Origin of the sequence: Kribbella kalugense, assembly GCF_004365875.1 — a bacterium.
Classification (GTDB): Bacteria; Actinomycetota; Actinomycetes; order Propionibacteriales; family Kribbellaceae; genus Kribbella; species Kribbella kalugense.
This window is the reverse complement of sequence record NZ_SODF01000002.1, coordinates 2,191,768-2,209,502: the sequence shown is the minus strand read 5'-3', so window position 1 is coordinate 2,209,502 and position 17,735 is coordinate 2,191,768. Positions and strand designations below refer to the sequence as shown.

The 17,735-nt window shown below is 68.1% G+C and carries 20 protein-coding genes; 9 read left to right on the top strand and 11 right to left on the bottom strand.

Annotation, left to right across the window (positions count from 1 at the left end; genetic code table 11):
- Window positions 1-52: 52 nt before the first annotated feature.
- From EV650_RS28435 to EV650_RS28425, 3 genes are all read right to left on the bottom strand, one after another.
- The gene (locus tag EV650_RS28435; protein WP_134122031.1) at window positions 53-1,072 is read right to left on the bottom strand and encodes an iron-siderophore ABC transporter substrate-binding protein; all 1,020 of its coding nucleotides are present in this window, start codon (window positions 1,070-1,072) and stop codon (window positions 53-55) included.
- 84 nt (window positions 1,073-1,156) lie between these two features.
- Window positions 1,157-1,834: a response regulator gene (locus EV650_RS28430; RefSeq protein ID WP_134122030.1), complete on the bottom strand. Its 678-nt coding sequence runs from the start codon at window positions 1,832-1,834 to the stop codon at window positions 1,157-1,159.
- Entirely contained in the window at window positions 1,831-3,048 is a 1,218-nt protein-coding gene (locus EV650_RS28425; protein WP_134122029.1) for a sensor histidine kinase, read from the bottom strand. The genes EV650_RS28430 and EV650_RS28425 overlap by 4 nt, the downstream gene beginning before the upstream one ends.
- Before the next feature lie 207 nt (window positions 3,049-3,255).
- On the opposite strand from EV650_RS28425, the gene phoU reads away from it, so the two are divergent.
- Both phoU and EV650_RS28415 read left to right on the top strand, forming a co-directional pair.
- Window positions 3,256-3,963, top strand: coding sequence for a phosphate signaling complex protein PhoU (gene phoU / locus EV650_RS28420; RefSeq protein ID WP_134122028.1), 708 nt, complete (start codon window positions 3,256-3,258; stop codon window positions 3,961-3,963).
- Between the two features lie 75 nt (window positions 3,964-4,038).
- A complete protein-coding gene (locus EV650_RS28415; protein WP_134122027.1) occupies window positions 4,039-4,272 on the top strand; it encodes a hypothetical protein in 234 nt (77 codons plus the stop codon).
- Here EV650_RS28415 and EV650_RS28410 read toward each other — a convergent pair.
- From EV650_RS28410 to EV650_RS28395, 4 genes are read right to left on the bottom strand one after another with little or no spacing between them, the layout of a single operon-like run.
- Window positions 4,253-4,999, bottom strand: a complete 747-nt coding sequence (locus EV650_RS28410; RefSeq protein WP_134122026.1) for a phosphoglyceromutase — start codon at window positions 4,997-4,999, stop codon at window positions 4,253-4,255. The two genes, EV650_RS28415 and EV650_RS28410, sit on opposite strands and share 20 nt — an antisense overlap.
- Window positions 5,000-5,009: 10 nt before the next feature.
- Window positions 5,010-5,498 carry a type III secretion system chaperone family protein gene (locus tag EV650_RS28405; protein ID WP_134122025.1) on the bottom strand — a complete coding sequence of 163 codons (489 nt, stop codon included), beginning with the start codon at window positions 5,496-5,498 and terminating at the stop codon, window positions 5,010-5,012.
- Complete coding sequence (gene mshA, locus EV650_RS28400) at window positions 5,495-6,784, bottom strand: D-inositol-3-phosphate glycosyltransferase (protein WP_202874960.1); 1,290 nt, start codon at window positions 6,782-6,784, stop codon at window positions 5,495-5,497. Before mshA ends, EV650_RS28405 begins: the two co-directional genes overlap by 4 nt.
- A gap of 4 nt (window positions 6,785-6,788) precedes the next feature.
- Window positions 6,789-7,670, bottom strand: a complete 882-nt coding sequence (locus EV650_RS28395) for a helix-turn-helix transcriptional regulator (RefSeq protein ID WP_134122024.1) — start codon at window positions 7,668-7,670, stop codon at window positions 6,789-6,791.
- Window positions 7,671-7,800: 130 nt separating this feature from the next.
- Here EV650_RS28395 and EV650_RS28390 point away from each other — a divergent pair, with 130 nt between their 5' ends.
- Window positions 7,801-8,544, top strand: coding sequence for an SDR family oxidoreductase (locus EV650_RS28390; RefSeq protein ID WP_134122023.1), 744 nt, complete (start codon window positions 7,801-7,803; stop codon window positions 8,542-8,544).
- Here the strand turns inward: EV650_RS28390 and EV650_RS28385 are convergent.
- On the bottom strand, window positions 8,511-9,698 hold the full coding sequence (locus EV650_RS28385; RefSeq protein ID WP_134122022.1) for an amidohydrolase family protein: 1,188 nt from the start codon (window positions 9,696-9,698) through the stop codon (window positions 8,511-8,513). The genes EV650_RS28390 and EV650_RS28385 overlap by 34 nt on opposite strands.
- Before the next feature lie 92 nt (window positions 9,699-9,790).
- On the opposite strand from EV650_RS28385, the gene EV650_RS28380 reads away from it, so the two are divergent.
- The 5 genes from EV650_RS28380 (at window position 9,791) to EV650_RS28360 (ending at window position 13,079) form a co-directional block, all read left to right on the top strand.
- A complete protein-coding gene (locus tag EV650_RS28380; protein ID WP_202874958.1) occupies window positions 9,791-10,771 on the top strand; it encodes a hypothetical protein in 981 nt (326 codons plus the stop codon).
- Between the two features lie 43 nt (window positions 10,772-10,814).
- A complete protein-coding gene (locus EV650_RS28375) occupies window positions 10,815-11,561 on the top strand; it encodes an SDR family NAD(P)-dependent oxidoreductase (protein WP_134122021.1) in 747 nt (248 codons plus the stop codon).
- Between the two features lie 81 nt (window positions 11,562-11,642).
- Window positions 11,643-12,071: a helix-turn-helix domain-containing protein gene (locus tag EV650_RS28370; protein WP_134122020.1), complete on the top strand. Its 429-nt coding sequence runs from the start codon at window positions 11,643-11,645 to the stop codon at window positions 12,069-12,071.
- 32 nt (window positions 12,072-12,103) lie between these two features.
- Window positions 12,104-12,625, top strand: a complete 522-nt coding sequence (locus EV650_RS28365; protein ID WP_134122019.1) for a hypothetical protein — start codon at window positions 12,104-12,106, stop codon at window positions 12,623-12,625.
- 112 nt (window positions 12,626-12,737) lie between these two features.
- Complete coding sequence (locus EV650_RS28360; RefSeq protein ID WP_134122018.1) at window positions 12,738-13,079, top strand: DUF2516 family protein; 342 nt, start codon at window positions 12,738-12,740, stop codon at window positions 13,077-13,079.
- Here the strand turns inward: EV650_RS28360 and EV650_RS28355 are convergent, their stop codons facing one another.
- Window positions 13,080-13,871 carry a L,D-transpeptidase family protein gene (locus EV650_RS28355; protein ID WP_134122017.1) on the bottom strand — a complete coding sequence of 264 codons (792 nt, stop codon included), beginning with the start codon at window positions 13,869-13,871 and terminating at the stop codon, window positions 13,080-13,082.
- A gap of 92 nt (window positions 13,872-13,963) precedes the next feature.
- Here EV650_RS28355 and EV650_RS28350 point away from each other — a divergent pair, with 92 nt between their 5' ends.
- On the top strand, window positions 13,964-14,830 hold the full coding sequence (locus EV650_RS28350) for a haloalkane dehalogenase (protein ID WP_238174499.1): 867 nt from the start codon (window positions 13,964-13,966) through the stop codon (window positions 14,828-14,830).
- 27 nt (window positions 14,831-14,857) lie between these two features.
- Here the strand turns inward: EV650_RS28350 and EV650_RS28345 are convergent, their stop codons facing one another.
- Window positions 14,858-15,448, bottom strand: a complete 591-nt coding sequence (locus EV650_RS28345; RefSeq protein WP_134122016.1) for a L,D-transpeptidase — start codon at window positions 15,446-15,448, stop codon at window positions 14,858-14,860.
- Window positions 15,449-15,620: 172 nt separating this feature from the next.
- Window positions 15,621-17,483: a translational GTPase TypA gene (gene typA / locus EV650_RS28340; protein ID WP_134122015.1), complete on the bottom strand. Its 1,863-nt coding sequence runs from the start codon at window positions 17,481-17,483 to the stop codon at window positions 15,621-15,623.
- Window positions 17,484-17,735: the final 252 nt, after the last annotated feature.

The window sequence follows — 17,735 nt, the reverse complement described above, 5'->3', positions numbered from 1 at the left end:
CGGCCCGTTCTTCTTGGTACGGCGAGCCTGTGGCCGAGGCTCGCCGGCAAGCTCAGCTCTTGCTGGCTGACGCGGCCTTTGACAGGCCGGGGAGCACCTGGTCCAGGACCCACGGGACGCTCAGCACGCTGACCGCGCTCATCCCGGAGATCACCTGCTGGTCCTGCAGCGCGTACACGCCGCCGCTCTTGACCGCCTTCAGCGACGAGTAGACCGGGTCGGCCAGGAACTTCTGGGTCCCGATCCCGTCGACGTACGCGATCAGTACGTCGGCGTCGACGTCCGCGACCTTCTCCTTGCTGATCGCGAGCGAGAACTCCTTCTTGGTATTGGTCTTCTCCAGCGCCTCGACGCCCGGCGCGTTCTTGAAGCCCATCTCGTTCAGGATCTGCACCCGCGGGTCGCCGGGCATGTAGACGTAGTTGTCCGCGCCGAACGAGCCGACCGTGATCGTCTTGTCCTTGAACTCCGGGTGCTCGCTGGCGACCTGCTTGATTTTGTCCTGGATGCCGGTGATCAGCTTCTCCGCGTCGGCCTTCTTGCCGAGCGCCTCACCGACCAGCAGGGTCTGGTCCTGCCAGGTGGTCTGCCACGGCGCCCCTGGGTACGCGACGGTCGGTGCGATCCCGCTCAGCGTCTTGTACGTCGCCTCGTCGAACCCCTCGTACGGCGCGAGAATGACGTCCGGCTTCAGCGCCGCGATCTTCTCGAACGGGTACTTGTCCCCGGTGTCGAGCAACGTCGTCTTCGACTTGTCGAACTTGGCCGCGTCCCACGCGGTGACGCCGTCGGCGGTCGGGCCGTAGGTGACCTTCGGCATCCCGACCGGGGTCTCGCCGAGGGCGTAGACCACGTCCTGGGCGTTCCAGCCGAGCGTGACGATCCGCTCCGGCCTCTTGGTGATGGTGGTATCGCCGAACGTGTTCTTCAGCGTGACCGGGAACCCGGAGGACGCCGTACCGGCCGAGGTGTCGGCCTGCTTGTCGCCGTCGCTGCCGCAGGCGGCCAGCGTGGTCGCGACCAGTACGGCGGCGAGAGCCGCACCGATCTTGCGGGGACGGGACCAGGACATGGTGAACTCTCCTCAGAAAAGATTGCCTCAACTAAGGAGAGCCTAAGCTAACCCCACAGACCTCGCGACCCGTGGGGGTGTGACTCAGGACTCGAACTTGTAGCCCAGACCGCGCACTGTCACCAGATGCGCCGGGTTCGACGGGTCCTTCTCCAGCTTGGACCGCAACCGCTTGACGTGAACGTCCAGGGTCTTGGTGTCACCCACATAGTCGGCGCCCCAGATCCGGTCGATCAGCTGTCCGCGGGTGAGCACCCGGCCGGTGTTCCGCAGCAGCATCTCGAGCAGCTCGAACTCCTTCAGCGGAAGCCGGATCTCGGTCCCGCCCACCGTCACCACGTGCCGCTCGACGTCCATCCGGACCGGGCCGGCCTCGAGGGTGTCCGGCAGCAGCTCGACGTCCTGGCCACGCCGCAGTACGGCGCGAACCCGGGCCAGCAGCTCACGCGGACTGTAGGGCTTGGTCACGTAGTCGTCCGCGCCGAGCTCGAGCCCGACGACCTTGTCGACCTCGGTGTCCTTGGCGCTGACGATGATCACCGGGACGTTGCCCCGGCTGCGGAGCGCCCGGCAGACCTCCGTGCCGGACAGACCCGGCAGCATCAGGTCGAGCAGGACGATGTCCGCACCGGCGCGGTCGTACTCGTCCAGCGCGTCCGGCCCGGTCTCCGCGACGGCGACCTCGAAGCCTTCCTTACGCAGTACGTACGACAGCGCGTCGCTGTAGCTCTCTTCGTCTTCGACGACCAGCACTCGGGTCACGAAGCTGTCTCCTTTGCGATCTGACCTGACGGGGTAGGCGTCAGGTTTACGGCCGCCTCCTCCTGGCTGGCGGAGTCGGTCTGACCCGGCGCGGGTTCGAGCCGCAGCGGGAGTCTCACGGTGAAGGTCGAGCCTTGGCCCTCGACACTCCAGACCCGTACGTCGCCACCGTGGATGGAGGCGATGTGCTTGACGATCGAGAGCCCGAGTCCGGTGCCGCCGGTCTCCCGGCTGCGGGCCCGGTCGACCCGGTAGAACCGCTCGAAGACGCGTTCCAGGTCGCTGCTCGGGATGCCGACGCCCTGGTCGGAGACGGTCAGCTCGACCAGGTCGCCGATCGGGTGCGCGGCGACCGCGACCCGGGTGCCGTCCGGGCTGTAGTTGATCGCGTTCTCGACCAGGTTGCCGATGGCCATCGCGAGTTGGTCCTCGCTGCCCATCACCTCGAGCTCGGGCTCGGTCTTCACCACGATCTTGATGTCGCGGTCCTCGGCATCGATCCGGCAGCGGTCCACCGCGGTCTCGATGATGCCGTTGATGTCGACCGGGCCGGGGTTCTCCAGCGGGTCGTCACCCTGCAGCCGGGACAGCTCGATGATCTCCTTGACCAGCCGGCTCAGCCGGGAGGCCTCGATCCGCATCCGGTCCGAGAACCGCTGCACTGCCTCCGGGTCGTCGGAGGCTTCCGAGACCGCGTCGGCGAGCAGGATCAGCGCGCCGACCGGGGTCTTCAGTTCGTGGCTGACGTTGACGGTGAAGTCCCGCCGGATCGCGTCCAGCCGGCGCTCCCGGGTCCGGTCCTCGACCAGGACCAGCACCAGTTGGCTGCCCAGCGGCGCCACCCGGGCGCTGACGTACTGCGTCGCGCCGAGCCGGCCCCGGACGATCTCCAGGTCCTGCTGGCGGATCTCGCCGTCCCGCCGGACCTGGCGGACCATAGTCAGGATGTCGTCGACCACCAGTCGCTCGCCCCGGACGATGCCGAGCACGTGCGCCGGAGCGCTTGCCTGCAGCACCTGATCTTCCGGACCCATCACGACCGCGGAGGACCGCAGTACCGAGAGAACGGTGGCGACGCCGTTGGGCACGATCGGGTCCGGGGACTCCGGGATCTTGCGCTGGGCCCGCTCGGAAAGCATCATCGCGCCGAGCGAAAGCAGGGCCAGGGCCGCGCCGATGACGCCGCCCAGCACCGCAGCCAGCGTGGGGTCCACGGCATCGATGCTACGCGGGCAACCAGGAGGGAAAGACCGAATGATCACCGGATGACCGGGGGACGTCCTAACTGTTCATCGGTCGTTCACCACTCGTCGCCGTCCGGCAACCTCGACGGCATACGGTCACCGGTGGGCGGGTACCTGAGCTGTGCCCTCGTCCCCGTCCACGGCGGCATCGGACACCACAGATCGGATTCGAACACAATGCGTGACACCTACCACGAGCAGCTCGACGACATTCTCGCCGAGCTGGAACGGATGACGCGGACGGTGTCCACCGCCGTACGCCGGTCGACGTCGGCCCTGCTGGAGGCGGACATCCGGATGGCCGAAGAGGTCATCGCGGCCGACATCCAGCTCGATGCCGCCGGTGAGGGCGTGGAGGAGAAGGTCTTCGAGCTGATGGCCCGGCAGTCGCCGGTCGCCAACGAGCTTCGGATGCTGGTCGCCGCGCTGCGGATGGTCGCCGACCTGGAGCGGATGGGCGACCTTGCCTCGCACGTGTCGAAGATCGCCCGGATGCGCTACCCGGCCCCGGCGATCCCGGCCGAGCTGCACGACGTGATCGAGGAGATGGGCTCGGTCGCCGGCAAGATGGTCGACGCCGCCGGTGACGTGATCTCCTCCCGCGACGTCGAGGCGGCCGGCAGGCTCGAGGCCAGCGACGACGAGATGGACAAGCTGCGGACCAACCAGTTCCGCCTGATGATGGACGACAGCTGGCCGCACGGCGTCGAGGTTGCCGTCGACATGGCCCTGCTGAGCCGGTACTACGAGCGCATCTCCGACCACGCGGTCGCGATGGCCCGCCGCGTCGTCTACCTGGTCACCGGCGAACTCCCGGTAGCCATCGGCGGCACCGCCGCCGGCTCCGGCGCCGGCGCCTCCACCCCGAACCCGAACGGCAACTGAACTCCGAAGAACCACTCAGCCCTCGGCAACCACCTGGTTGCCGAGGGCTGGTTTCGTTCCGGTAGCTTCCGGGGCGTGGACGAATCTCTGACCGACCGCCTGGTCAACACCGACGTGTCAGCGCTGAGCGGTGCCGAGCTGCGTGCGCATCTCGACGCCGTGGACCAGCACCTGAAGCATCTGCAGCGGTCCGAGCTTGAGCTGCTCGAAGGCAGTCCGGAGGTAGTCGCCCAGAATCCGCAACTGCGGGACCGGCGCGACTACCTCCGCTCGCTCGACCTCGAGGAGCTCAGCGGCCCTGGTTCTTGACGGCTTCGATGGCTTCCTTGGCGGCGGTGGGGTCGAGGTACTCGCCGCCCGGGGTGACGGGGTGGAAGTCCTCGTCGAGCTCGTAGTAGAGCGGGATGCCGGTCGGGATGTTCAGGCCGACGATGGTCTGCTCGTCCAGGTTGTCGAGGTGCTTGACCAGCGCGCGCAGGCTGTTGCCGTGGGCGGTGACCAGGACGGTCTTGTTCGCCCGCAGGTCCGGCACGATCGCGTCGTACCAGTACGGGAGCATCCGCTCGACGACGTCCTTCAGGCACTCGGTCGCGGGCAGCAGCTCCGACGGCAGCCCGGCGTACCGCGGGTCACCGGCCTGGTCGAACTCCGAGCCGCGCTCGATCGCCGGCGGCGGGGTGTCGTAGGAACGGCGGAACAGCATGAACTGCTCCTCGCCGAGCTCCTCCAGGGTCTGCTTCTTGTCCTTGCCCTGCAGGCCGCCGTAGTGCCGCTCGTTCAGCCGCCAGGACCGGCGTACGTCGATCCACTGGCGGTCGGCCACCTCGAGGGCGATGTTCGCGGTACGGATCGCCCGGCGCAGCACCGAGGTGTGCAGTACGTCGGGCAGCAGGTCGCGGTCACGGATCAGCTCACCGCCGCGCTGGGCCTCCTCGACACCCTGGGCGTTCAGGTCGACGTCGACCCAGCCGGTGAAGAGATTCTTGGCGTTCCAGTCGCTGTGGCCGTGGCGGAGCAGGATCAGGCGATAGGTCATGTCGCGGAGTCTATCGAGGCTCCAGCCAGCCCTTGAAAGCGTCCAGGTTCCGAGTGGATTCGCCCCGGGAGATCCGCCACTCGTACTCCTTGCGGATCGACGACGCGAAGCCGAGTTCGAGGATCGTGTTGAACGACGAGTCGGCGTACTCGAGCACCGAACCGAGCAACCGATCGACCTCGACAGGTGTGATCGCGTGCAGCGGGACGCGCCCGTCCAGGTGGATGTCGCCCAGGTGGTCGACCGCGAACGCGACGCCGTACATCTTCAGGTTCCGCTCCAGCAGCCAGCGGTAGACGGCCTCGTGGTTCTCGTCCGGGTGCCGGGCCACGAACGCGTGCACCTGGACCGCCTGCGCCCCGACCGTCAGCGTCACCCCGGTCTTCAGCTTCCGCTCCCCCGGCAGGTCGGCGGTGAAAACACCCGGCTCGCTCTCGGTGAACTCGAGCTCGTTCTCGGTCAGGACCTGGCGGATCACGTCCGCCGCAGCAACTCTCACCCGGCCACCTCCGCCGCGATCTCCGCGGCCATCGTCTGTGCGGCGGTCTGGTATGCCGCCAGCGTCTTGCGGGCGGTCAGCTCCCAGCCGAAACCCTGTGCGTGCTTGACCGCCGCGCGGCCCATGCTCTCGCGGACACCCGGATCCGTCGCGATCCGCGCCAGCGCGTCGGCGAAGTCGTCGACCCGGTGCCCGCGGACGAGGTACCCGGTCTGCCCGTCCACCACCGCCGTACTCAGACCGCCCACGGCCGCCGCGACCACCGGCGTACCGCAGGCCTGAGCCTCCAGCGCGACCAGCCCGAAGGATTCGGAGTACGACGGAACGCAGACGACGGAAGCGGCTCGGTACCAGTCCGCCAGCCGGGCCCGCTCCATCGGCTTCACGAACCGGGTCACGTCGTCGATGCCGAGCGCCCGAGCCAGGTCGGCATGCGCCTCGGGGTGCTCCATCCCGTTGCCGGACGGGCCGCCGATGATTGCCACCACCAACCGTTCCCGCAGACCCGGTTCGCGCTCGACCATCCGCGCCGCCGCCCGGATCAGCAGATCGGGTGCCTTCAACGGCTGGATCCGGCCGACGAACGCCAGTACGACGGCATCCGCGGGCAGACCGACCGCCTGCCGGGCCGCAGCCTGCTCACCCGGGCTGAACAGGTCCAGATCGACACCAGGGTTGACGACGCCGACCTTCGCGGGCTGCGCGCCGTACAGATCAATCAGCTCTCGTGCTTCGTCGTCTGTGTTGGCCAGCAGGCGATCGGCGGCCTCGACGACCTGCTCTTCACCGAGTAGCCGCGCGGGCGGTTCGGGTACGTCGTCCTCCGCCAGGCTGGCGTTCTTGACCTTGGCCATCGTGTGCATCGTGTGCACCAGCGGGACCGCCCATCGATCGCGGGCCAGCAGGCCGACCTGGCCGGACAGCCAGTAGTGCGAATGAATCACGTCGTACCAGCCGGGCTCGTGGATCGCCTCGGCGCGCAGGACCGCGCGGGCGAACGTGCACAGCTGGGCCGGGAGCTCGTTCTTGGTCAGACCTTCGTACGGACCCGCGGCGACGTTGCGGACCGTCACGCCGGGCAGCAGCTCGACCCGGGCCGGCAGCACCGACGCGGTCGCCCGGGTGAAGACGTCGACCTCGATCCCGAGGCCGGCCAGCTGCTTGGACAGCTCCACCACGTAGACGTTCATCCCGCCCGCGTCCCCGGTACCCGGCTGATCCATCGGCGACGTGTGCAGGCTGATCATCGCGACCCGCCGGGGCGGACGGATGGAGGGTTCGGTCACCCCGTCAGGGTAACTCTGGGGTTTCGGCCGGGAATCGGGACTTCTCCCTATCGTCGGCTGTCCAGCTGGCCAGCAGGCGCAGATTCTGTTCCGACGTCGACCCGGGCTCGACGGTGTAGGTGACGATCAGCTGATCCGGCTCGCCCGGGGGCTGCAGGGTCTCGTACTGGACGGTGATCTCGCCGACCAGGTGGTGGTACTGCGCCTTGGTCCCGAACGTCTTGTCCTTCACGTCGTGCCGGGCCCAGTGCTGACGGAACTCGGGGCTGTGGATCGACAGCTCCCCGATCAGCTCGGCGAGCTCCGGGTCGTCCGGGTAACGACCGGCGTACATCCGCAGGTAGCCGACGGTCTCGTCCGCGACCGCCTCCCAGTCCGGGTAGAAGTCGCGGGTAGCTGGGTCCAGGAAGACCAGCCGCGGGATGTTCCGGTCCTTGGGCTCCAAGCTGGCGAAGTCGGCGATCAGGGCCGCTGCCAGCCGGTTCCACCCCAGCACGTCCATCCGGCGTCCGAGCACGAAAGCGGGTACGTCGGTCATCGAGTCGAGCAGCGCCTGCAAACCGGGCCGGATCCGTTGCGTCGTCGTACGGCGCTTGACCCGGCGTCGGGCCGGTTTCGCCAACAGGGCAAGGTGTTTGCGCTCGTCCTCGGACAAGCTCAGTACGTCCGCGACGGCGTCCAGGATCTCCTGGGAGACGTTGTCGGTCCGCCCCTGCTCGAGCCGGATGTAGTAGTCGGCGCTCACCCCGGCGGCCTGGGCGAGCTCCTCCCGGCGCAGCCCGGGTACACGCCGACGCCCGCCGTACACCTTCAGCCCGAGGTCCTCGGGCTGAACCCGGGCCCTCCGCGACTTCAGGAACTCGGTCAGCTCCTCACGACGATCCATACCCCCAGTATCCAGACCGACCGGCCACCTCAACCTGGTCCTGCCAGAACCAGGCTCAGCAGACACCTGGGTAGGGCTCGAGATCCGCCCCAGGATCGGTGGCAACAACAAACCTTTCCTGGAGAACACCATGACTGATCTCACTGGCCGTAACGCTGTCGTCACCGGCGCCGCAAGCGGTATCGGGGCCGCGATCGCCACCCAACTGGCCGAGGCCGGCGCCGCGGTCGCCCTGGTCTCGCGGCGGCAGGACCGGCTCGACGACCTGGCCGGCAAGCTCGGGCCGCGGACGTACGGCGTCGCCCTGGACGTCACGTCGCAGGCCTCGGTCGATGCCGGGGTCGAGCAGATCCACGCCCGGCTGGGGACGGTGGATCTGGTCGTGAACGCCGCCGGGGTGATGCTGGCCGCGCCGATCGAAGCGGGCCGGCTCGACGACTGGACCCGGATGATCGACACCAACCTGACCGGCGTACTCCGGCTGGTCCAGGCGTTCACGCCCGACTTGATCGAGGCTGCTGGTGAAGGACGGACAGCCGATCTGGTGAACATCTCGTCGATCGGCGCGCACGTGGTCTTCCCCGGGTACGCCGTGTACGGCGCGACCAAGGCGGCTCTGACCCAGCTGTCGACCTCGCTCCCGGCGGACCTGGCGCCGTACGACGTCCGCGTCACGAACATCGAGCCCGGCCTGACGGACACCGAGCTGGCGACGCATCTGGACGAGACGGGTCAGGAGCTGATCGCCTCGATGAACGAGCAGATCGGGCCGCTCGCCGCGTCGGACATCGCCGACTTGGTCACCTTCGCCGTCAGTCGCCGGCGTGAGTTCAACCTGCGTCAGATCTTCGCGCTGCCGACCCGCCAGGCGTGACCAGCGAGATAGACGGCCGTTGGTGTTGCCAACGTAGCGATGTCGTCGGTCGGATCGCCTTGTACAACTAGGAGATCGGCGTCCGCACCGGGCCGGATGCGACCCTTCTGAACGCGGAGCGCATCGGCGGCGGCCGAGGTGCCAGCGATCAGGGCCGCGATGGCTGGGATCCCCGCCTCCACGTATTCGGCCAGCGTGGCGGGGAGGAGCCCGTGCGGTTTCGCCGGACCGATCCCGCCGTCGGAGCCGGCGATGATCCGGACGCCTCCGTCGGACAACCGGCGTACCGCTTGCTGGAGGGCGGCCTCGCTGATGCCGGCCTTCGCGACCATTTCGAGGATTGCCGGCGGTACGACGATCGACCGGTCGGATCCGAGCGTGCCGCACACCGCGATGCCTGCGTCGGCGAGCCCGGTGGACAGCGCGTCGTCGATGACCACGCCCTGCGGGGTGAGGCAGGTGCAGTGCTCGATGCCGTCAACGCCGACCGCCAAGGCTTGTTGTACTGCGGACAGCGCGTGGGCGTGGGCGGTGATCGGCAGGCCGAGCGCGTGAGCCTCGGCGGTCGCGGCCGCGAGTTCGTCCGCGGTGAACTGCGGGCTCATCGTGTCGGTGCCCGGCGTGAAGACGCCGCCGCTGGCCATGATCTTGATGACGTCGGCGCCCTGCTCGGCACGTCGTCGTACCGCGGCTCGGATCTCCTCGGGGCCCGTCACCTCGCCGCCTAATGACCAGCAGTGGCCGCCTTTGCTGGTGAGCGGCGTACCGGATGCGACGACCGTCGGCAGATCGGGTGCAGCGGTCTTGCGCCATCGCAGTACGGCGTCGTGCGGGTCGCCGAGGTCGCGGACGGTGGTGACGCCGGCGGCCAGGTGGATGCGGAGCGACTGCTCGATCGTGGCGGCGACTGCATCGGCGGGTGTGTCGGCGAGGCGGTCGAGGGCTCCCGGGCCGGCGTCGGCGCTGAGGTGCACGTGGGCGTCGATCAGCCCGGGGAGGATCGTGGCGCCCGGCAGCTCATGCACCGGCCAATCGGTCGGCACCTCTCGGGTGATGCCCGTGATCCGGGTGTCCTCGATGAGGACGACGCTGTCCTCATCGAGAAACCGTTCGCCGTCGAAGATCCGCTCAGCCCTGACTGCAACCCTGGTCATTGCTGGAGTCTCTCCCAGGGTGGGGTTACGCCTACCTTGATTGGCGGATTCGCACCCCTGTGCTGAGGTCTATGCGCCGAAAGCATGGACACATGCGAACAGTCCTCGAAGAAGTGAAGTCCTGGCATCGGCCGTTGATGCTGATGGTGCTCGCGATGGCCGGCCTGACTGTGGCCGCGAGCATCGGTCTCGCCGTCGACCACCGGGAGATCCTCAACGAGTCCGTGTGGCTCAAGCCGTTCAAGTTCAGCATCTCGTTCGTCCTGTACGGCGCGACGCTGGCCTGGCTCGTGTCCCGGCTGCGGAAGGCGAAACGCTTCGGCTGGTGGACGGGCACCGTGTTCGCGGTCACCGGGATCGTCGACGTCGGGTTCATCGCCGTACAGGCTGCTCGCGGCACGTTCAGCCACTTCAACGCCAACACCGACACGTTCAACCAGGTCGGGCAGAAGGTCTTCATGTCGGGCGTGATGGGCCTGTTCGGCGCCAGCCTGGTAATCGCGATCATGCTGCTGTTCCAGCGCGTCGGCGACGCACCGCTGAACCGGGCGATCCGGATCGGCCTCGGCCTCGCCGTGACCGGAATGGGCATCGCGTTCTACCTGGTCGGGGCGAACGGCACGCGGGAGCAGGTCACGGACGCGTACGGTCACCCGGTCACCCTGGCCGGCAGCCACGGCATCGGCGTCGAACCCGGTGGACCCGGTATGCCGCTGACCCACTGGAGTACCGTCGGCGGCGACCTGCGGATCCCGCACTTCGTTGGCCTGCACGCGATCCACTTCCTGCTGATCACGGTGCTGCTTCTGCACGTCCTCGCCGGCCGCGTGGCGTGGCTCCGGCCCGAGCGGGTCCGGGCGCGTGTGGTCGGTGTGGTTGCCTTCGGGTACGCCGGGTTGATGTTGACCGTGACCGTTCAGGCGTTCCGGGGGCAGTCGTTGATCCACCCCGACGTACAGACGCTGGGTCTGCTGGCGGGCTTCATGGCGGTCAGCGCCGCGGCACTGGGCGGAGTGGTCGCGTCGGCTCGCCGGACAGTCCGGGTGGAGGCACGGCATTCGGTCGGGGTCTGAGACGGCCGGCTTGCTCGTCGCGTGGGTTTGAGAGACTCGGGCTATGACTTCCGAGCGTCCTCTTGCCGTCGTGACCGGTGCTAGCAGTGGGATCGGAGCCGCGTCGGCGCGCTACCTGGCCCGCGAAGGGTTCGAGGTGATCTGCGCCGCGCGGCGGCTGGACCGGATCGAGGCGCTGGCGAAGGAGATCGACGGCCGCGCGGTCCAGTGCGACGTGACGTCGGCCGACGACGTCGCCGCACTGACCGCCGCGGTCGGGGACGAACTGCAGGTGCTGGTGAACAACGCCGGCGGCGCGTTCGGGTTCGAGCCGGTGGCCGAGGCGGACCTGGACGCGTGGCGGCAGATGTTCGAGGTGAACGTGATCGCGGTCGCGGCCGTCACCAAGTCGTTGCTCCCGGCCCTTATCGCCGGCCGCGGCACGATCATCGTGATGGGATCCACGGCCGGACAGGTCGCGTACGAAGGCGGTGGCGGGTACGTCGCCGCCAAGCACGGAGCGAAGGCGGTCGTCGACACCCTCCGGCTCGAGCTCTGGGACCAGCCGGTCCGGGTCAGCGAGATCGCCCCCGGCATGGTCCGCAGCGAGGGATTCGCGCTCACCCGCTTCAACGGCGACCAGTCCAAGGCCGACGCCGTTTACGCCGGCGTACGCGAACCCCTCACCGCCGAGGACGTCGCCGACATCGTCGCCTGGATCGCCACCCGCCCGGCCCACGTCAACATCGACCGCATCACCGTCCGCCCCCGAGCCCAAGCCGCCCAACACAAGGTCCACCGCGAGCAGTAGTTCCGCGGTAAGTCCCTCACGTGAGCCGCCTCACGGGGTTGGTGCTTGCAATTGCAAGCACGTTGCTAGCACACTGGGCGTATGGCCAGGTTGAGTGATCGAGCAGCTGGGGCGGTGGGCTCCCTTGGGGAGTACCTCGCCGAGCAGCGGCGGCATGCGCAGTTGTCGTTGCGGCAGTTGTCGGACCTGGCCGGTGTGTCGAACCCGTACTTGAGCCAGATCGAGCGCGGCCTGCGGAAGCCGTCGGCCGACGTACTGCAGCAGCTCGCGAAAGCGTTGCGGATCTCCGCGGAGACCCTCTACGTGCGGGCCGGCATCCTCGATCCGGACGAGAACTCCGACGGCCGGCAGGCCGCCGGCGTGGTCGACGCCGTCCTGCTCGACCCCGCCCTGAACGAGCGGCAGAAGCGCGTCCTGCTGGATGTGTACACGTCGTTCGTCCGGGAGAACGCCGCCCCTGAAGAGGCGCCGGCGAAGAAGAGCTCCGCTCGCAAGCGCACGACCAACTAACACCTGCTGAAAACACCCCGAGGAGAAGCCTGATGGCTACCCGTACGCCTGTTACCCCGTTCTACGCGATCGCCGGCGCCGGCGACCTCGCGGTCGAGAAGTTCCGCGCGATCAGCGAGGACGTCACCGCCCGGTTCGCCAAGCTGGACCAGCAGACCCTGCAGACCGAGCTCACCAAGGCCCAGACCGAGCTGAACAAGCGCTTCGAGGCGATCGTCGCCGACGCGCGCACCGCCCCGGCCAAGCTGCGCGAGCTGCCGAAGACCGCGCAGGCCGGCTTCACCACCGTCCTCGGCCAGGCCGAGGAGACCTACGAGGACCTGGCCGGCCGCGGCAAGGACCTGGTCGAGCGGATCCGTCACCAGCAGGCCACCGAGGACCTCGAGGCCAGCGCGAAGACCACGGTGAGCAAGGTCAAGGCGACCCGGACCACCGCGAAGAAGACCGCGCAGAACGCGAGCCGTACCGCGAAGGCGGCCGCGACCAGCGCCCGCAAGACCGCGAAGGCGGCCGGCAAGGCTGCTGAGGCCGCCGCCGAGAAGATCGGCGACTGACCACCACCGACGGTGACGATTCACCTGTTTTTCGGTGAATCCTGGGACCGGGCGGTCCACAGCTGCGACTCTGCAGAGGTGGGCCGCCCGGTCTGTCGGTTAGGCTCGTAGCATGATCACCTTCCAGAGCCTGATCCCCGGGTTCGGCGATCCGCTGTCGGTCATCTGGTGGGTGCTGCTCGTCCTCAAGCTGGTCGCGCTGCTCGATGCAGCCTTCCGGCCACGAGCGGTGTTCATCGCCGCCGACAAGCTGACCAAGCCCGGCTGGGTGCTGATCCTGGTCGTGTTCGCGCTGAGCCAGGTCTTCCAGGGCTGGCTGAGCTTCTTCGGCCTGATCGGCATCGTCGCGTCCGCCGTCTACCTGGTCGATGCCCGCCCGGCCCTCCGCGCCGCCACCGGCCGCGGCCGAGGCGGCTGGGGCGTCCGCCGCCGCCGCGGCCCCCGCCCCCTGTAACTACGAGCGGTAGACGATGACTTTGTCGCCGACGTGGACCTCGTCGAAGAGGACCTTGATCTTGGCCAGGTCGCGGACGTTCACGCAGCCGTGGGACGCGCCGTTGTAGCCACGGGCCGCGAAGTCCGACGAGTAGTGCACCGCCTGACCGCCGCTGAAGAACATCGCGTACGGCATCTTCGAGTCGTACAGCTTCGACACGTGGTTCCGGCTCTTCCAGCCGACCGTGAAGCTGCCCTCGCGGGTCGCGGTCTTCACCGCACCGAACCGTACGTCGAACTGCATCTTCACGACCCCGTCGACGACGTACCGCAGCTTGCGGGTGGTCTTGTCGATGCACAACGCGACTCCGGTCGCGCACCGCGCGTCGAGCTTCTTGCCGCTCACCACCGGCGCCGGCGGGAAGAGCTCGGTCTGGGTCGGCTCATGAGTCACCTTGGCCAACTGGTCCAGGGTGTTCTGGTCGACGTACCCGAGCTGCGGAATGCCCTTGGACTGCTGGAACTTCTTCACCGCAGAGCGGGTCATGGTCCCGAAGTCGTTGTCCAGGTAGCGCTTCTCGAGCAGCTTCAGCTGCACCAGCCGCGCCTCGACCTTACGAACGTTCGTCCCACTGGACCCGTTCTTCCACAACGCCTTCGGGTAGATCGGCAGCTCGCCGCTCACCTCGAACGGCACCGTCTTCAGGTCGTTCGGGGCCGCCGACGCAGCCGTTCCAGAACTCAGGAGTGCAGCAATCGCGCCGCCCACGACCAGCCCGCTCGCTAGCTTGCGAATGATCAGCCCGCGCATCGTGACCCCTCCGTGTAGACCGCGTCCCTACACTTGTAGGACGTCCTCACCGGCCGTTCGGTTGGCTCAGCGTACCGGAGGAAGCCCAGATCGTGACCGCGCTCAGCTCGATCGACGCCGGGATCCGGATGGCTTACCGCGAGGCGGGCGACGGTCCACCGGTCGTGTTCCTGCACGGCAACCCCACGTCGTCGTACCTCTGGCGCGACGTCCTCCCGCCGGTGTCCGCGATCGCCCGCTGCATCGCTCCGGACCTCGCGGGAATGGGCAGTTCGGACGGCGCCGAGCGGTACCGGTTCACCGACCATCAGCGGTACGTCGCGCTGCTCCTCGAAGCGCTCGGGGTGACACGGGAGGTGATCCTCGTCGGCCACGACTGGGGCGGCGTACTCGCAACTGACTGGGCCCGAAGGCACCCCGATGCGGTCCGCGGAATCGCCTACCTCGAGACGCTCGTCGCGCCGGTGACCTGGGACAGCCCGAACGCACCGGCGCCCGAGTTGTTCCGGCGACTCCGCGGTCCTGAGGGTGAACAGTTGGTCCTCGATCAGAACGTGTTCATCGAGACGGTCCTGCCGAGCGGCGTACTGCGTGATCTCACCGACGACGAGCTCGCGACGTACCGGGCGCCGTACGTCGTGCCAGGTGAGAGCCGGCGCCCGATGCTGACCTGGGCCCGCGAGATCCCGATCGACGGAACACCGGCGGACGTGCACGACATCGTGGCGGCCAACGCGGCGTGGATGGCGCAGTCGCAGGTACCGAAGCTCTTCATCAACGGCGATCCGGGCGCGCTGCTCGCCGGTCCGCTCCGCGACCTGTGCCGCCGCTGGCCCAACCAGCAGGAGGTCACCGTCCCCGGCCTCCACTTCCTCCCAGAAGACTCGGCCGACGCGATCGCAGCCGCACTCCTCACCTGGATCCCAACCTGCCGGAATGCGACAGCGGCCGGGGAGTAGGTCCCCGGCCGCTGTGCGTGCGTTAGTTCACTTGCTGTAGACGACGACCTTGTCGCCGACGTGGACCCGGGAGAAGACCCAGGCGACCTTGTTCTTGTCGCGGACGTTCACGCAGCCGTGCGAGGCGCCGTTGTAGCCACGGGCCTTGAAGTCCGACGAGTAGTGGACTGCCTGGCCGCCGCTGAAGAACATCGCGTACGGCATCTTCGAGTGGTACAGCGTCGACACGTGGTTCTTCGACTTGCGGTAGACCTTGAACACGCCGCTGCGGGTCGGGGTCTTCATCGCGCCGAAGCGGACGTCCATGACCTGGATCGGCTTGCCGTTCACCAGGTACACCAGCTTGCGGGTCTTCTTGTTGATGCAGAGGACCCGGCCCTTGGTCAGGCAGCGCCGGTCGATCTTGTACTTCGCGATCAGCTTGCTGTTCGACGACGCGGCCGTGGTCTTGGCCACCGCCTTCGGCGGCAGACCGGCCGGCTTCGGCGCCGTGGTCGTCTTCTGCGCCGAGTCCGCGACCTGCGTGGCCGCCTCGGCCGAAGTGGATGCCGAAAGCGCCCCGACGCCCACGAACGCAACGGCGGTCAGAGTCGCGCCGAACTTACGCAGAATGCCCATATTCCCTCGTCCTTCCCCCAAAGAGTTGCTTGCCTAAGTACAGACGTCGAAGACTCACGTCTGGTTGGTAACGATCCGGAATTCCCTGCCCCCGCGACCGACCGAAGATTTACTTATCACACCGATGTACTTCGGCACCCCGTGTCGCAGCGGACCGTGTCCAGTTCGTCACTTAGGCCTTGCTCTTGCGGCCCAGCTTGGCGCGCTCGAGCTGGGTGAGGGCGACCTTGCGCATCCGGATCGCGTCCGGCGTGACCTCGACGCACTCGTCCTCGCGGCAGAACTCCAGCGACTGCTCGAGCGACAGCTTGCGGGCCGGGACCAGCTTCTCGAACTCGTCCGCGTTCGACCGGACGTTGGTCATCTTCTTCTCGCGGGTGATGTTCACGTCCATGTCGTCGGCGCGGGAGTTCTCGCCGACGATCATGCCCTCGTACACGTCGGTGCCCGGCTCGCAGAACATCGTCCCGCGCTCCTGCAGGTTCACCATCGCGTACGACGTCGTGACGCCGGTGCGGTCCGACACGAGCGAGCCCGACGGGCGGGTGCGCAACTCGCCGAACCACGGCTCGTACCCCTCGAACACGTGGTGGGCGATGCCCGTACCGCGGGTGTCGGTGAGGAACTCGGTCCGGAAGCCGATCAGGCCACGGGCCGGGACCAGGAACTCCATCCGGACCCAGCCGGTGCCGTGGTTGGTCATCTGCTCCATCCGGCCCTTGCGGACCGCGAGCAGCTGGGTGACCGTACCGAGGTACTCCTCCGGGCAGTCGATGGTCAGCCGCTCGACCGGCTCGTGCCGCTTGCCGTCGATCTCGCGGGTGACCACCTGCGGCTTGCCGACGGTCAGCTCGTAGCCCTCGCGGCGCATCTGCTCGACCAGGATGGCCAGCGCCAGCTCGCCACGGCCCTGCACCTCCCAGGTGTCGGGACGCTCGGTCGGCAGCACCTTGAGCGACACGTTGCCGACGAGCTCGCGGTCGAGCCGGTCCTTGACCAGGCGGGCGGTGACCTTGGTGCCCTTGGTCCGGCCGGCCAGCGGCGAGCTGTTCGTACCGATGGTCATCGAGATGGCCGGCTCGTCCACGGTGATGAACGGCAGCGGCTTGGGGTTGTCCGGGTCGGTCAGGGTGTCGCCGATCATGATGTCCGGGATACCGGCGATCGCGACGATGTCGCCCGGGCCGGCCGAGTCGCCGGGCACCCGATCGAGCGCCTCGGTGACCAGCATTTCGGTGATCTTGACCTTCTGGATCGTGCCGTCGTGGCGGCACCAGGCGACCTGGGCGCCCTTCTTCAGCGTGCCTTCGTGGACCCGGACCAGCGCGAGCCGGCCGAGGAACGGGGAGGCGTCCAGGTTGGTGACGTGGGCCTGCAGCGGCGCGCCTTCGGTGTACTCCGGGGCCGGCACGTTGGCCAGGATCGTCTCGAACAGCGGCTCGAGGTCGTCGGAGTCCGGCATCCCGCCGTCCGCGGGCTGGGTCAGCGACGCACGGCCGGCCCGCGCGGATGCGTAGACGACCGGGAAGTCCAGCGCGGACTGGTCCGCGTCGTGGTCGAGCAGGTCGAGGAACAGCTCGTACGTCTCGTCGACGACCTCGGAGATCCGGGCGTCCGGCCGGTCCACCTTGTTGACCACCAGGATGACGGGCATCTGCCGTGCCAGGGCCTTGCGCAGCACGAACCGGGTCTGCGGCAGCGGCCCCTCGGAAGCGTCCACCAGCAGCACGATCGCGTCCACCATCGACAGGCCGCGCTCGACCTCACCACCGAAGTCGGCGTGGCCGGGGGTGTCGATGATGTTCAGCGTCATCTGCTCGCCGTTGGCCATCTTGTGCCGTACGGCGGTGTTCTTGGCGAGGATCGTGATGCCCTTCTCACGCTCCAGGTCGCCGGAGTCCATCGCCCGCTCGTCCACGTGCTGGTGAGCGCCGAACGCGCCGGACTGCCACAGCATCGCGTCGACCAGGGTGGTCTTCCCGTGGTCGACGTGGGCCACGATCGCGACGTTGCGCAGGTCGTTACGGACAGGCATGAGGAAGCGCTCCAAGCAAGTAAGAGGGAATCAGGCGGTGGCTACGGCTATTCACGTGCCACTCGACACAGGGCGCAGCGCCTCCATCTTACCGGTCACGATGAGTGTCCAAAAATCCGGGCGGGCTTTGACTTTTGTTGACTGGACGTCCAGTCTATAAACGGCGCCTGGGGAGGGGCCGAAACAACGGGGGGTCAGTCCCGGAGCGCCGGGCACGAGGTGGGGGGTTGTCCGGCGCTTCTGGACCTCGAC